Source organism: Desulfurella sp. (assembly GCF_049977265.1).
Lineage (GTDB): Bacteria > Campylobacterota_A > Desulfurellia > Desulfurellales > Desulfurellaceae > Desulfurella.
The window spans coordinates 1-14110 of record NZ_JBMFGQ010000021.1 but is presented as its reverse complement, the minus strand read 5'-3'; the positions used below and the strand labels follow the sequence as shown (position 1 = coordinate 14110).

16 protein-coding genes are annotated in these 14110 nt (G+C 30.8%); 13 read left to right on the top strand and 3 right to left on the bottom strand.

Features of this window, described 5'->3' with window-relative positions; all coding sequences use genetic code 11:
* The first annotated feature begins 22 nt into the window (after nucleotides 1–22).
* Genes thiM through ACP5FO_RS05325 form a run of 5 tightly spaced genes read left to right on the top strand, consistent with a single transcriptional unit; the run spans nucleotide 23 to nucleotide 3106 of the window.
* On the top strand, nucleotides 23–808 hold the full coding sequence (gene thiM / locus ACP5FO_RS05345; RefSeq protein WP_428106631.1) for a hydroxyethylthiazole kinase: 786 nt from the start codon (nucleotides 23–25) through the stop codon (nucleotides 806–808).
* Nucleotides 809–810: 2 nt separating this feature from the next.
* Entirely contained in the window at nucleotides 811–1584 is a 774-nt protein-coding gene (locus ACP5FO_RS05340; protein WP_428106638.1) for a deoxyribonuclease IV, read from the top strand.
* Entirely contained in the window at nucleotides 1581–2072 is a 492-nt protein-coding gene (locus ACP5FO_RS05335) for a DUF2726 domain-containing protein (protein WP_428106644.1), read from the top strand. The genes ACP5FO_RS05340 and ACP5FO_RS05335 overlap by 4 nt, the downstream gene beginning before the upstream one ends.
* Entirely contained in the window at nucleotides 2065–2247 is a 183-nt protein-coding gene (locus tag ACP5FO_RS05330; protein ID WP_428106648.1) for a Trm112 family protein, read from the top strand. The genes ACP5FO_RS05335 and ACP5FO_RS05330 overlap by 8 nt, the downstream gene beginning before the upstream one ends.
* Before the next feature lies 1 nt (nucleotide 2248).
* Nucleotides 2249–3106 carry an NAD(P)-dependent oxidoreductase gene (locus tag ACP5FO_RS05325; RefSeq protein ID WP_428157133.1) on the top strand — a complete coding sequence of 286 codons (858 nt, stop codon included), beginning with the start codon at nucleotides 2249–2251 and terminating at the stop codon, nucleotides 3104–3106.
* Here the strand turns inward: ACP5FO_RS05325 and ACP5FO_RS05320 are convergent.
* Nucleotides 3103–3483: an RrF2 family transcriptional regulator gene (locus ACP5FO_RS05320; RefSeq protein WP_428157132.1), complete on the bottom strand. Its 381-nt coding sequence runs from the start codon at nucleotides 3481–3483 to the stop codon at nucleotides 3103–3105. The two genes, ACP5FO_RS05325 and ACP5FO_RS05320, sit on opposite strands and share 4 nt — an antisense overlap.
* A 76-nt stretch (nucleotides 3484–3559) precedes the next feature.
* On the opposite strand from ACP5FO_RS05320, the gene ACP5FO_RS05315 reads away from it, so the two are divergent.
* From ACP5FO_RS05315 to sucD, 8 genes are read left to right on the top strand one after another with little or no spacing between them, the layout of a single operon-like run.
* On the top strand, nucleotides 3560–4708 hold the full coding sequence (locus ACP5FO_RS05315; protein ID WP_428157131.1) for a replication-associated recombination protein A: 1149 nt from the start codon (nucleotides 3560–3562) through the stop codon (nucleotides 4706–4708).
* The gene (gene thiL, locus ACP5FO_RS05310; RefSeq protein WP_428106663.1) at nucleotides 4696–5616 is read left to right on the top strand and encodes a thiamine-phosphate kinase; all 921 of its coding nucleotides are present in this window, start codon (nucleotides 4696–4698) and stop codon (nucleotides 5614–5616) included. Before ACP5FO_RS05315 ends, thiL begins: the two co-directional genes overlap by 13 nt.
* On the top strand, nucleotides 5597–6604 hold the full coding sequence (locus tag ACP5FO_RS05305; protein ID WP_428106670.1) for a CNNM domain-containing protein: 1008 nt from the start codon (nucleotides 5597–5599) through the stop codon (nucleotides 6602–6604). The genes thiL and ACP5FO_RS05305 overlap by 20 nt, the downstream gene beginning before the upstream one ends.
* Entirely contained in the window at nucleotides 6591–7256 is a 666-nt protein-coding gene (rpe, locus tag ACP5FO_RS05300; RefSeq protein ID WP_428106673.1) for a ribulose-phosphate 3-epimerase, read from the top strand. The genes ACP5FO_RS05305 and rpe overlap by 14 nt, the downstream gene beginning before the upstream one ends.
* A complete protein-coding gene (gene purL / locus ACP5FO_RS05295; protein ID WP_428157130.1) occupies nucleotides 7253–9409 on the top strand; it encodes a phosphoribosylformylglycinamidine synthase subunit PurL in 2157 nt (718 codons plus the stop codon). Before rpe ends, purL begins: the two co-directional genes overlap by 4 nt.
* Nucleotides 9406–10638 carry a 30S ribosomal protein S12 methylthiotransferase RimO gene (rimO, locus tag ACP5FO_RS05290; RefSeq protein ID WP_428157129.1) on the top strand — a complete coding sequence of 411 codons (1233 nt, stop codon included), beginning with the start codon at nucleotides 9406–9408 and terminating at the stop codon, nucleotides 10636–10638. Before purL ends, rimO begins: the two co-directional genes overlap by 4 nt.
* Nucleotides 10639–10684: 46 nt before the next feature.
* Nucleotides 10685–11845 carry an ADP-forming succinate--CoA ligase subunit beta gene (sucC, locus tag ACP5FO_RS05285; RefSeq protein WP_428157128.1) on the top strand — a complete coding sequence of 387 codons (1161 nt, stop codon included), beginning with the start codon at nucleotides 10685–10687 and terminating at the stop codon, nucleotides 11843–11845.
* Entirely contained in the window at nucleotides 11842–12702 is an 861-nt protein-coding gene (gene sucD / locus ACP5FO_RS05280) for a succinate--CoA ligase subunit alpha (RefSeq protein WP_428106691.1), read from the top strand. Before sucC ends, sucD begins: the two co-directional genes overlap by 4 nt.
* On the opposite strand, the gene ACP5FO_RS05275 is transcribed toward sucD, so the two are convergent.
* Nucleotides 12682–13425, bottom strand: coding sequence for a phosphate/phosphite/phosphonate ABC transporter substrate-binding protein (locus ACP5FO_RS05275; RefSeq protein ID WP_428157127.1), 744 nt, complete (start codon nucleotides 13423–13425; stop codon nucleotides 12682–12684). The genes sucD and ACP5FO_RS05275 overlap by 21 nt on opposite strands.
* Nucleotides 13426–13434: 9 nt before the next feature.
* Nucleotides 13435–13830, bottom strand: a complete 396-nt coding sequence (locus ACP5FO_RS05270; protein WP_092128550.1) for an SCP2 sterol-binding domain-containing protein — start codon at nucleotides 13828–13830, stop codon at nucleotides 13435–13437.
* Between the last annotated feature and the right edge of the window lie 280 nt (nucleotides 13831–14110).

Below are 14110 nucleotides of genomic sequence, written 5' to 3'. Positions count from 1 at the left end.
TTTTTGAGGAAAAGGAGGAAGAATGGAAGATTTTGGTAAAATTCTTGAGGCAATTAAAGAAAAAAATCCGCTTGTATATAATATAACAAATTTCGTAGTTACAAACGTAAGTGCAAATGCGTTATTATCAATAGGTGCAAGCCCCATTATGTCTTACGCTAAAGAAGAAGCTATAGATTTAATAAAAATAAGCTCTGCATTGCTTATCAACATGGGTACACCTACAAAAAAAATTGTTGAAACAATGCTAGTTGCTGCAAAAAATGCTAACAAAAAGGGTATACCTGTTATTTTTGATCCAGTTGGCGTTGGTGCGAGCCAATTTAGAAACAACATCGCAAATCAAATCTTGTCTGAAATTAAAGTTGATATTATAAAGGCTAACGCATCCGAAATTGCAAATTTATCTGGAATAAAAGTACAAACAAAAGGAGTTGAATCTATTGAAAATATTGATGACATTACAAATATTACAAAGAATTTAGCAAAAAAATTCAAATGTGTTATTTGTACAACAGGAAAGTCTGACATAATATCAGATGGTAATAAATTATATCTGTGCGAAAACGGTGACATAGCGCTTACTAAAATTACTGGCTCTGGCTGCATGTTAGGCTCTATTATGGGTGCAACTGCCAGTGTGTGTAAAGATTATTTAAAAGCAACCTTAACGGCATGTTTAATGCTTGGCATATCTTCGGAGATAGCTGCCTCAAAAACGAAATCACTTGGAAGCTTCCAGGTAGAACTTTTCAACGCACTATCAAGTTTTAGTTCACAAGACTTTAATAGCGCTCGGTATAAATAATTATGAAACTTGGAATACATTTATCTATTGAACACAAAATAGATGAACTTCCTATTTTGTGTAATAATTATAATATTGATTGCTTTCAATTTTTTACAAAAAGCCCTCGCAGGTGGAGTGAAAAATTAATAGATGATGAAACTGCAAATGCTTTTAAGCAAAATATATCCCTCTACAATATAAACCCAGAAAATGCATTTATACATTGTTCTTACCTGATAAACCCAGCAAATCCTACATCTCAAACATACAACGAACTTGAAACCGAGTTTGAAAACGCATATAAGCTTGGAATATATAATTTAGTTTTACATCCTGGCTCATGTAAAGATCCAGATTGCTTGCAAAAAGTTACACAAACCATAAAGCCAATTTTAAGTCAATTTTCAAATACTACTCTTTTGCTTGAAAATACAACACGTATAGGAAAAAATCTGCAAGATTTAAAAATTTTAAAAGAAAAAATCGGCGAAAATGTATTTTTTTGCATAGATACTTGTCATTTATTTGCAACAGGTTATAATTTAGATGTGGAAGAACTTGATAATATATTGGATATTAATAATATAAAACTTTGGCATTTAAACGATTCAAAAGCTCCATTTGGTTCAAATCTTGACAGACACGAAAAACTTGGAAAAGGTCTGATTGGCTTTGAAAATATTAAAACCTTTCTGCGCTCAAAAAAACTTAAAAATGCCAGCTTCATATTAGAAACGCCAGGTACAAACAAAACACGTTTCAAAGAAGTTGAACTGCTAAGGAAGTTTTTATGAAACCATGGTACTATATTTCTGTTCTTCTAATTGGTTTTAGCATTGTCTGTGTATTATGGTTGATTAGAAAATTTAAAGAATTAAAAACCCCACAGATAAAAAAATATACACTCAAAGATTACCTGCTTTCAAAAAATGAACGTATAGTTTATGAAATACTGCTTTTACATGCTAAAGATTTTAATTTAGAAGTTCTGCCCAAAATGAGATTATCTGAATTTATACACGTTGATAGAAAAAATAGAAATGCTTTTTTTATTATTCAAAATAAATTTGTAGATTTCTTAATTGTTGATAATGTAAAAATAAAGCCAAAATATGCAATAGTAATAGAGAAAAAAAATCTAAAAGAATCAAACCTGGAACTTTTTGAAAATATTTTTAAAGAAATAAAACTAAAATGGATCCTAATTAAAGAAGAAGAACTTGAAAAACACCTGGAACTTAAAGAAAAACTCAAAAAAATTTTGGAGGAAGCTTATGCTTGATAAAAAAATACTCGATTTTATTGTATGTCCAAAATGCAAAGGTGGACTCAAATTAGAAAATGAATTTTTAGTATGTTACAATTGTAAATTAAAATATCCAATAAAAAATGACATACCAGTACTATTAATAGAAGAAGCTCAAAATTTGAATGAAAACACAAAAAAGGAGGTTTAGTATGAAAGTAGGTTTTATTGGACTTGGAATAATGGGTAGTGCAATGGCAAATAATCTTTTAAAAGATGGCATAAAATTAAATATCTACAATAGAAGCAAGCAAAAAATCAATGAATTGGCAACAGATAATTTTGAGTTTTTTGATAATCCCAAACTGGTAGCACAAAATAGTGATATTATATTTTTAATGCTAAGCAACGATGAAGCTTGTGAAAATGTTGTTAATTCAAAAAATGGATTGCTGGAAGGCTTAGAAAATGGCAAAATTGTAGTAAATTTCAGCACTGTTTCTGCCTCATATTCTCAAAATCTTTACGATAAAGTAAAAAACAAAAATGCTTTATTTTTAGAAGCACCAGTTGTAGGAAGTAAACTACCTGCCCAGAATGCCCAATTGATAATACTTTGTGCAGGCGACAAAAAAGCTTATGAGATAATTAATCCGTATTTTAAAAAACTTTCTAAAAGAGTATTTTATTTAGATAACATACCAAATGCTTCTTACTTAAAAATTGTAAACAATCAGGTAATGGGTATCACAATGCAAGCATTAGCAGAAGGTCTTCAACTAGCAAAAAAACTTAATTTAGACTTGAATGTAGTGCTTGATTTATTAAACTCCGGTGCTTTTGCGAATTCAATGTTTGAACTAAAAGGCAAAAATATTTTGTCAAACAATTACGAAACTCATTTTCCATATGAACACATGCAAAAGGATTTAGGATTTGCTGTAAAATTAGCAGAAGATAAAAAAGCTTTCTGCCCGGCTTTATCTATAGTTAACGAAACTTACAAAAAAGGTCTTGCAAATTATTCAAAAATTGACATGTGTGCTATATATGAAGCTTTAAATAGCTAAAAATTTTCTAACTTGATATCCTCAAAAAGCTTTTCTATGGCTTTGTTTGTTTCTTGCCACATTTTTGTAGAGGGGCAATTTTCAATAAGTGTGCAAACAAAGCCATCCTGTACACATGGTGCTAATTTAATACCTTCAGTAAAAATATCTATTAAATCCTTAAGTGATACATTTGTTTTCAAAATTCTATATCCTCCATGAGGGCCTTTTTTGCCTTCTACAATACCGTGTTTTTCCAATTTGGCTGCAAGTTGTTTTAGATAATTTTCACTGATTTTTGTTGTTTGAGAAATATTTTTAAGGCTCAAAGGTTTATCACTTTTTTTGAGTTCTATTAAAAATCTTAAACTGTACCTTACATTTGTTGGCAAGAACATATTTGAATTATATAATGTTTTTATAAATTTTCAATAAAAATTTGATTTTTCTGTTAAAATTGGTAAAATTTAAGCAATGGAAGACGAAACAATAGAAAACATCGTCAGAAGTGCTTTTAGTATTGAAGTTTTTGGAAAACTAGTTGGTCAAGAACATTTATTTACTATAGGAAAACCCCTTTATAATTTTTATCACAATAATACATATTTGCCATCTTTAATATTGTTCGGTCCACCAGGCAGTGGCAAAACCACATACGCAAAGCTTATAGCAAAGAAAAAAAATTTAAATTATATATATTTAAACGCTTCAATTTCAACTTTTAAAGATATAAAATCATCTTTGACAGATAAACAAACACTTTTACTAATAGATGAAGTTCATAGACTAGACCAAAAACAACAAGATTATTTACTATCTTTTGTTGAAAACAATGTTGTATTAATTGGAACATCATTTCATAATCCATATTTTAAGTTAAACAGAGCATTGCGTTCAAGATTGTTTGTTTATGAATTTAAAGGTTTAAGTGAAAAAGATCTATCAATACTTTTAGATAGAGTTTGCTTGCATGGCATTAAGATAGATAATGATGCGCGTTTCATAATAATCAAGCAGTCAAATCATGATGCAAGGAAATTGATGAATATACTTCTTGCTCTAAATTTGAAACACATTACAAAAAAAGATGTAGAAAATCTCTTTAATATAGATCTGTCATATGATAATCTACAGGATCACTATGATTTTATTTCGGCATTTATTAAAAGCATAAGGGGCTCAGATCCAGATGCAGCTATATATTACCTTGCCAGAATGTTAGAAAGTGGAGAGGATCCAGAATTTATAGCCAGAAGACTGTGCATACTATCAAGCGAAGATATCGGGCTTGCTGATAAAGATGCTGTTAATATTGCTGCAAGTACGCTTTTTATTGTTCAAAATATTGGAATGCCAGAAGCAAGAATCAATTTAGCATTTTGCACAATTTACCTGGCTTTAGCCAAAAAATCTAATTCAGCATATATAGCTATAAATAAAGCACAAGCTGATATTAAAAATGGTTTTTTACTTAATGTCCCAAAACATTTAAAAACTAACTCCAAAGAATATCTATACCCACATAACTTTAAAGGTAGTTTTGTAACGCAAGAGTATTTAGAAAAAAAATTAAAATATTTCTACAAAAAAGAAAACGATAAAATAGAACAATGGATACAATAAAAGACTTAGGCGAATTTGGCCTTATTGAAAAGATAAAAAATTTATTTGAACAGCCAAAAGATGCACTGGGTATTGGTGATGATTGCGCTGTAATACCAATTTACGATAAAAATATACTTGTAACTGTTGACACATTAATAGAAAATATACATTTTTTTAGCAATCACCCGATGGATAAACTAGCTTACAAAGCTATTAATATTAATATTAGCGATATAGTAGCCTGTGGCGGCATACCCAGGTGGGCTTTTTTATCTTTATCTTTAAACCCAGAAATGAAGACTTCCAGTTTAGAAATGTTTTTGTATAACCTACAAATAAACTTTTCAAAAAACAACATATTTCTACTTGGGGGCAACACAACAAAGGATGACAAGTTATCCATAAACATAACTTTAATAGGAGAAACAGATAAGCCTATTTTACGCTCAAGTGCAAAAGAAAACCAAGATGTTTATGTAACAGGCAAAATTGGCTGCGCCGCGTGCGGTTTTTGGGCGCTAAAAAATAATGTTACAGAAAGCAATGAGTGTCTTGAAAGATTTTTGGCCCCAAAAGCAAGAATAGATTTAATTGACAAAATAAAACCTTATGCAACTGCTATGATAGATGTAAGCGATGGTCTCTTGCAAGATGCTATACACATTTGCACATCAAGCAATATAGGTATGAATATTTTTTTAGAAAATATAAATTTATGTAAAAGCAACCATTTAAGCGATATTGACAAAATTACACTAGGCGAAGACTACGAACTACTATTTTGTGCAGAAAAAAAATACAGAAATAGTATACTCAAAATTGGTGATATTAAGTTAATTGGGCAAACAAATAATAGCAAAAAACTTACAATTTATGACAATGATAATATAGTTGTACCAAAACAATATGGATTTACACACTTCTGAGCTATTTAAAATTTTTCTTTTTATTATAATGGTAGCTTTAAGTGCTTTTTTTTCTTCATCTGAAACTGCTATATTTTCACTTAAAGCTAAACATCTGCTACATATTAGACACAAAAATCCAGAAGCTTACGAAATTATCACAAACTTACTCGCAAATCTCGAGAATTTTATCACAATGCTATTAGTTTTAAATGAGTTTGTTAATATTTTTGCATCAATTTTATTCGCAAATATTTTTCAAACAATATTTGGCAATAAATATCTGGCAATCTCTAGTGGTATTGTTGTTTTTATACTATTACTTTTTGGTGAAATTACACCAAAAAGTTTGGCAGTTAAAAATAATATATTAATATCTACGATATTTGCAATGCCATTATATATGTTATTTAAAATTGCTATGCCTATTGTGAAAACATTTAGTGCAATTATAAAATTATTTAGAAAATTTTTTTTAAAAAATTTACAGCAAGAAAGTATTTTAACTATTACAGAAAAAGAATTTAAAGATATTATAGAAAGCTCAAATAATGTATTTGATCCCCAAGAACAACAAATGATAGAAAATGTTTTTAAATTTGAAGAAAAACAAATAAAAGATATAATGGTACCATTGAGGAGAACACTGATGTTTGAAGCAAATACAAAAATTGAATCTTTTATAAAGCACATTGATAAAATAAATTACAATAGAATACCTATATATAAACAAAAGCGTAATCAAGTTATGGGGGTTTTGTATGTTAAAGATTTAATTAAACGCAAGTGGGAGTTTGACATTGATAGTAAAGAGACTATACTTTCTATCTCAAGAAAACCCTTGTTTATAAATCAAAATGTAAAAATAGACAAAGCATTTAAACTGATGATAAAGAACAAAATGCACCTATTGGTTGTGATTGATGATCATAAAACGAGTATAGGTATTGTTAGTTTACAAAACATTATTGAAGAAATAGTAGGAGAAATCGAACGTGATACAAACTAAACTATTGGCATCAATTTTATCGTGCAACTTTCTAAAGCTTGAAGAAGAAATTAAAGAGATAGAAACTGCTGGGTGTGATATGCTGCACTTAGATATTATGGATGGTAATTTTGTACCAAATATTACAATTGGACCTGACATCACAAGACAAATTCATTCAACTACAAATTTAAATTTAGATGTTCATTTAATGGTTGCCAATCCTTCTTTTTGGGTTCAAAAATTTATAGATGCTGGCGCTTGGTCTATAACAATTCATCAAGAGGTTGATTACCATCTAAATAGGCTTATTAACTCTATAAAAGAAAAAAACACGAGGGCCTTGGTTTCTATTAATCCTGCTACATCACCAGCTTTATTGGAATATATATTAGACTATATTGATGGTGTACTTGTAATGTCAGTAAATCCTGGATTTGGTGGACAGGCATTTATAGAAAATTCTATAAAAAAAATAGAATACTTGGCAAAATATAGATACATAAACAATCTTGACTTTGTAATACAGGTTGATGGAGGTGTTAATTTAGCAAATGCCAAAAATCTCATTGATGCTGGTGCAAACGAGATTATTGTTGGCAGTGCTCTTTTTAAAAACAATAAAAACGATTTTGTAAAAAAATTTAAAAGTTTAGAGAGGTTTATAATATGACAAAGCGTTATCTAAATGATGAAGAGCTAGAACTATTAGAAAATAGACTTAAAAGAAAACCAACCGAGATTGAAGAAGCTATAATTTTTTCATTATGGAGTGAGCATTGCAGTTACAAATCATCAAAAATTTACCTAAAAAAACTCCCAACAAAATCTGATAAGGTTATCATAGGTCCTGGAGAAAATGCAGGCGTAATTGATATTGGAGATGGTTATGTAGCTGTTTTTAAAATGGAATCTCATAATCATCCATCGTATATAGATCCATATAACGGTGCTGCAACAGGCGTTGGCGGTATATTAAGGGATGTCTTTACCATGGGTGCAAGACCGGTGCTTAACATGGATGCGTTATTCTTTGGATCATTAAATCATTCAAAAACACCATACTTACTTGACGGTGTTGTAAGAGGTGTTGGTGATTACGGCAATTGCGTTGGAGTTCCTACTACAAGCGGTCAAACTATGTTTTTGGATTGTTATAACAACAATATTCTGGTTAATGCATTTACTTTGGGTATAGCTAAAAAAGAAAAGATTTTTTTAAGCATAGCAAAAACAGTTGGTGCAGATGTGATATACGTGGGATCAAAAACAGGCAAAGACGGTATACATGGCGCTACCATGGCTTCAAGTTCTTTTGACGAAGAATCATCCAAGAATCGACCAACAGTTCAAATAGGTGATCCATTCACCGAAAAACTATTAATAGAAGCCTGTCTTGAAGTAATGGACAAATCTTTAGTTGAAGCGATACAGGACATGGGTGCAGCAGGTTTAACTTCAAGTGCATTCGAAATGGTTGAAAAAGGTGGCGTCGGTGTTGAGCTATACCTTGATAATGTACCTTTGAGAGAAAATCTTACACCCATTGAAATAATGCTCTCAGAAAGTCAGGAGAGAATGTTGATAGTAGCCAACCCAACAAATAGCAGCGAAATTTTGAATATTTTTAAAAAATGGAGCCTGGATGCCAAAATTATTGGTAAAGTTATAAAAGACAAAAAGGTAATCTTGCGCTTTAAAAACCAAACAATAGGCGAATTTGATTTGGGCATTATAGAAGCGCCTGTTTATAATAGAAAATACACAAAGGCAGCCTATATCGAAAAAATTAATAAAGAAATCGACACACAAGAACCAAAAAATTATAATCAAACTTTGCTAACGTTAATTAGCAAGCCTAATTTAACCGATAAATCGCCAATTTTTGAACAATATGACTCAACCGTTCAAACAAATACACTAAAGGGCCCAGAAGGCGATGCATGCGCAATAGCTGTAAAACAAACAGGCGCGGCTGTTTTTGCAAGCACAAGCGTTAACCCCATATATTGTTATCTTGACCCAAATATTGGGTCACAAATAGCCGTGCTGGAAAATTATAGAAATATCATTGCAAGCGGTGGCGAACCTGTTGCAATCACAGATTGCCTGAATTTTGGTAACCCAGAAAATACAGAAGTTATGTGGCAATTTGTAGAATCAATTGAGGGAATAAAGCATGCCTGTGAGTCTTTAAATACACCTGTGGTAAGTGGTAACGTAAGTTTATATAATGAAACTGTAGCAGAAAATATTTTTCCCACGCCTACTATTGCTATGGTAGGCATTGGTAAAATAGAAGACGTAATACCAAGCCAATTTCAATTAGCTAGTGACACTATCGTACTATTAAATGATGTAGAACAAAATTTAGGTGGAAGTCAGTACCTGTATTATTTGCACAACAAAATTGACGGTAAAGTCCCTGACCCAAAAGTTAAACTACATTTATCTTTAAAAAAATTTTTTGATATTGCACATAAAAAACACAGACTAATTATCAGTGCAAAAGACATCTCAATGGGCGGACTTGCATGCTGTTTGGCTTCTATGTGCGAAAACAATATTGGGTGCGATATTAAAATCAATATAAATTCAAACCCACACGAGTTTTTATTTAGCGAGTCTCAAGCAAACATTATAATTGAGATTAAAAATCAAGACTTTGACGCTATAGAATCCATTGCTTACGAAAGTGGCATAAATGCTTACAGATTAGGCTTTACCACACAAGAACAAAGTCTAAAGATAAACGATTTAATAAATGTACCCATTGATGATATAAAAAAAGCAAAAAGTGCTACACTTAAAAAAGTTTTATCATGAAATGCTATGTGGTAAGTTTAGGTTGTCCAAAAAATTTGGTTGACACAGAAAATATACTTTATAACTTTTCAAAACAAAATATTGAATTTGTATACGATCCAGAGAAAGCTGATATATTGTTTGTTAACACTTGCGCTTTTATACAAAAGGCTATTAAAGAATCTGTTAATAAAATTTTAGAAATCGCTCAAAACAAAAAAGAAAATCAAAAACTTGTAGTAGCAGGCTGTCTTATAAGCAGGTTTAAAAATCAAATTGAATCGCAAATACCAGAAATTGATGTGTTTGTAGATACAAACAGTACAAATTCCGTTAATTTAAACAAAAAGTTTAATTACTGCGATTTTGGAAAACCTTTTGGTGTTGAAGAAAGAATAATTACAACGTACCCTTATGCATATTTACGCATATCCGATGGATGTCACCACAATTGCAGTTTTTGCACAATACCTCAAATAAGAGGTCCATACAGACAAAAAAATCCAGAATATATAAAAAGCGAATTTATCCAATTGCTTGAAAAAGGCATAAGAGAAATTGTTCTAATAGCTCAAGACACCTCCTGTTACAATAACAATAGCCTCTCAAAGCTCTTAAAAGATTTATCTAAAATTGAAGGCAATTACTGGATAAGGGTACTCTACCTGTATCCATCTTCCATAACTGACGACTTAATAGACACAATTGCCTCAACACCCAGAATTGTGCCATATTTTGATATACCACTTCAGCATGTAAGTAATAAAATATTAAAACTCATGCAAAGAAACTATGATAAGAAATTTATCTGCAATTTATTTGATAAACTTTTAAAATATGATGTTGCCATACGATCAACTTTTATAGTAGGTTTCCCTTGCGAAGAGGAAAAAGATTTTAACGAGATTTTGGATTTTATAAACAATTACAGGATTGATAGGCTTGGAGCATTTGAATACTCAAAAGAAGCAAATACAAAAAGCGCCACTTATGGTAATGTTGTTGCCTATAATACAAAAAGAAAAAGAAAAGCACTATTGCTTGATACACAAAAAAGATTAAGCAAAAAAAACTTAGAACGATTTATTGGCAAAAAATTAAAAGTGATTATAGATGGTCCAAAAATAGCAAGAAGCTTTTTAGATGCCCCAGAAATTGACGGTTTAGTTAAACTAAAAAGAGAAAGGCAAGTAGGAGATTTTGAAGATATAGTAATATCAAAGTCAAGCTTCTACGACCTCTACGAGTAAACTTGTATTTGAAAAAAAGTTTAAAGTATGCTAATGTAGTTTACAAATGAATATACACGAATATCAAGCAAAAGAATTATTAGTAAGATATGGTGTAAATATACCTAAAGGTTTTGTCGTAACAAACACGAAACAAATAGATAGCATACCATTTGAAACAGGTAAAACCTACATTGCAAAAGTGCAGGTTCACGCGGGAGCAAGAAACAAAGCTGGTGGCATTCAAAAAATTTATAATAAGCAAGGAGCTATTAGCTTCTGTAAAAAATTCTTAGGCAAACGCATAATAACGCCACAAACGCCAAAAGAAGGAAAAATCGTTTCTGCTATCTATATAGAAGAAGCCTTACTGGGTAATCAAGAGCTATATGTAAGCATTTTTGCGGATAGAAACAATCAATGCAATACTATACTTGTTTCAAAAGAAGGTGGAGTAGATATTCAAGAAACCTTCAAAGTAAGCAAAAGCAATACGGTCTGTATAGATCCACTTCTGGGTTTTTCCAAATTTTACGCAAAAAAAGCGGCATGCGCTTTTAATTTTGAAAAAAATAAAGCAAATAATTTTGTAATTTTAATATCAAAACTTTTTATGCTTTACAAAGATATCGATGCAGAGCTTTTAGAAATAAACCCTTTGCTTGATACCGGTAGTGATTTTTTTGCACTTGATGCAAAAATTGTAATAGATGATAACGCACTTTTTAGACAGGAAAAAATCCTGTCATATACAGACATATTACAACAAGAGCCCCTTGAGTTTCAAGCAAGCCAAAATAACTTAAATTATGTAAGGCTAGATGGAAATATTGCTATGGTGGTTAATGGGGCAGGGCTTGCAATGGCTTGTTTGGATACAATAGAAGACTTCGGTGGCAAATGCGCAAATTTTTTGGATATAAAAGGCAGTGCTACCAAAGAATCAATTTTTAAAGCGTTAGAGATTATCCACCAGGATACAAGGGTAAAAGTTATATTTGTCAATATTATTGGAGGCATTGTAAGATGCGATATAGTTGCACAAGCTTTGGTAGATTTCTGCGATGCCTATAGCTTTAATTTGCCGATTGTTGCTAGACTTGAAGGTGCAAACAAAAAAGAAGCAATTGATATTTTAAATGCTTATAAAAAAAGCAACATCAGTATGGCAAAAAACTTAAGAGAAGGCATTGAAAAAACCATACTTCTTGCTGGAGAAAAAAATTGAGTATATTAATTAACACATCAACTAAAGCAATAGTACAGGGTCTTGGCAAGCAGGGTATATTGCATACAAAACTTTGCTTGCAATACGGTTCAAAAATTGTAGCAGGTGTTAGCTTTGGTAAATCATACGTTGAAGGGCTTGATATTCCTGTTTTTAATTGTGCCAATCAAGCTCTACAGCATGTGCAGGCAGATACAAGCTTGATATTTGTGCCTGCAAATAGTGCTGCAGATGCCATATTAGAAGCCCAAGATGCGGGTATAAAACTAGCGATTGTAATAACAGAAGGCATACCCTTGCAAGATATGTTAAAAGTCAAAGCATTTGCGCAAAAAAGTGACATGAAAATCATTGGTCCAAATACACCAGGTATAATATCACCAAATGAGTGCAAGCTTGGTATCATGCCAGAGCAAATATTTAACAAAGGCAATATTGGCCTAGTTTCAAGGTCAGGTACGCTTATGTACGAGATTGCCTTGCAGTTAAAAGAAGCAGGTTATGGTATTTCGACAGCTTTAGGTATTGGTGGTGATGCAGTTTTGGGTATGAGTTTTGCTGAGGTATTAAATTTTTTTGAAGATGATCCCCAAACTAAATGCGTTATTATGATTGGCGAAATTGGCGGAAATTTAGAAATTAAAGCCCTAGATACAATAAAAAGCATGTCAAAAAAAGTTATTGCATATATTGCTGGCAAAAATGCACCAAAACAAAAAAAGATGGGTCATGCTGGAGCAATTGTATCTATAAAAGACGAATCTGCTCAGGCAAAAATTGAAGCGTTATCTAATATTTGTCTTGTAGCTAAAAACCCATTTGAAATTAACTATTTTTTAAGAAGCCTCTCGATTTAAACTTCCAATATATTCATTTGCAAGACTAGATATTGTAAAAATTTCATCTTCGCTAATTGTTTCAAAACCTTCAAAACCAATATCATCTAATAATTTACTATTAAAATTCAAAATTGACTCAGTAATGCTTTTTTGTAATTCAATTAAACGTGGTGATATACAAAACGCATGAAAAACAAAACCATCGTTTGAAACATCTAAAATATTAAGTTGACTTTTAATAATAACTGATGATTTTTCATAAACTTCGCTTAAAACAAATCCTATATCGTACTCTGATTGCAAAACATTTTTTATTACACTTTGATAGCTACCAGAAAAATTAAATTTACAACTATCTAAATCAATTTCAGCTTTCTCAAGCAAAAACAAACCCACCATATGCACAAATGTTTTTTTGTGAGCAGATATTATTTTTATTGGTTTTGTAAGTTCTAAATAACTTTTATACTTTTTTGAACAAACAATAACTTCATCAAAGTGATTACGAGGTTTTGCGATAGGCAAAAAACCTATTTCATTCATAAAAAAAACCCAATCAAATGGGTTTGCATAAACTATATCAATTGCACCAGAAAGCACCGCATTTCGTGCCTCATCAAAATCTTTATACGGTATAAACTTAACCCTTTGACCTATGCTTTTTTGTAAATATGAGGCAACCATAAACCATCCAGGTAAATTTTTACCTGCATAATTAGGATCAACACTAAATCTAATCATATAAAACCTCTAAATATCAAAATCTGCTTCAATTTCTCCCAATATATTTAAATGAATTTCAAATGCTTTCATGTATTTTAAAGCTGTCATCATTGAACCTTTAAATTTTAGTTTTCTGCTCATTAATGCCATTTTGGACGATATTTCTTTATTTAAGATTTTTTTCCAGTTTTCCAGTGAAGTCCACATCTCAAAATCACATATTCTCTCATCTTTTTTACCTGCAAAAACAATTTTTCCTTTTTCACATACCATCATTAAATGTGGCAAATTAGGCCTGTCTTCAATATAGTATTCCCAGCTTGCAGTAAAATTTCTTAAATCTTGCTGTATAATTTGGTTATTTGTATTCCATTGATTTGCAACCAATTTTATCCAATCCTCGCTCATAAACAAAACAGACATATAACCCCCTACATCTCTTTAAGTTAACTAATTATAATATAATTCAATTATATATTCAATATTTTACATAAATAATTTGATTTAAAAATTAGTTTTTGTATAATGTTATTTATGAATCAAACCAAAAACAACCTCGATGATATAATCTATAAAACCTATTCTATTTTAATTAAAGACTTTGAAAAGCTAAATTTTGATATTCTTCTTGATTTAGTTTTTGATTATTTAGATTTAGAGCTTGCATGGATTGGTATATTCAGCGATAAGCACTTAACTTTAA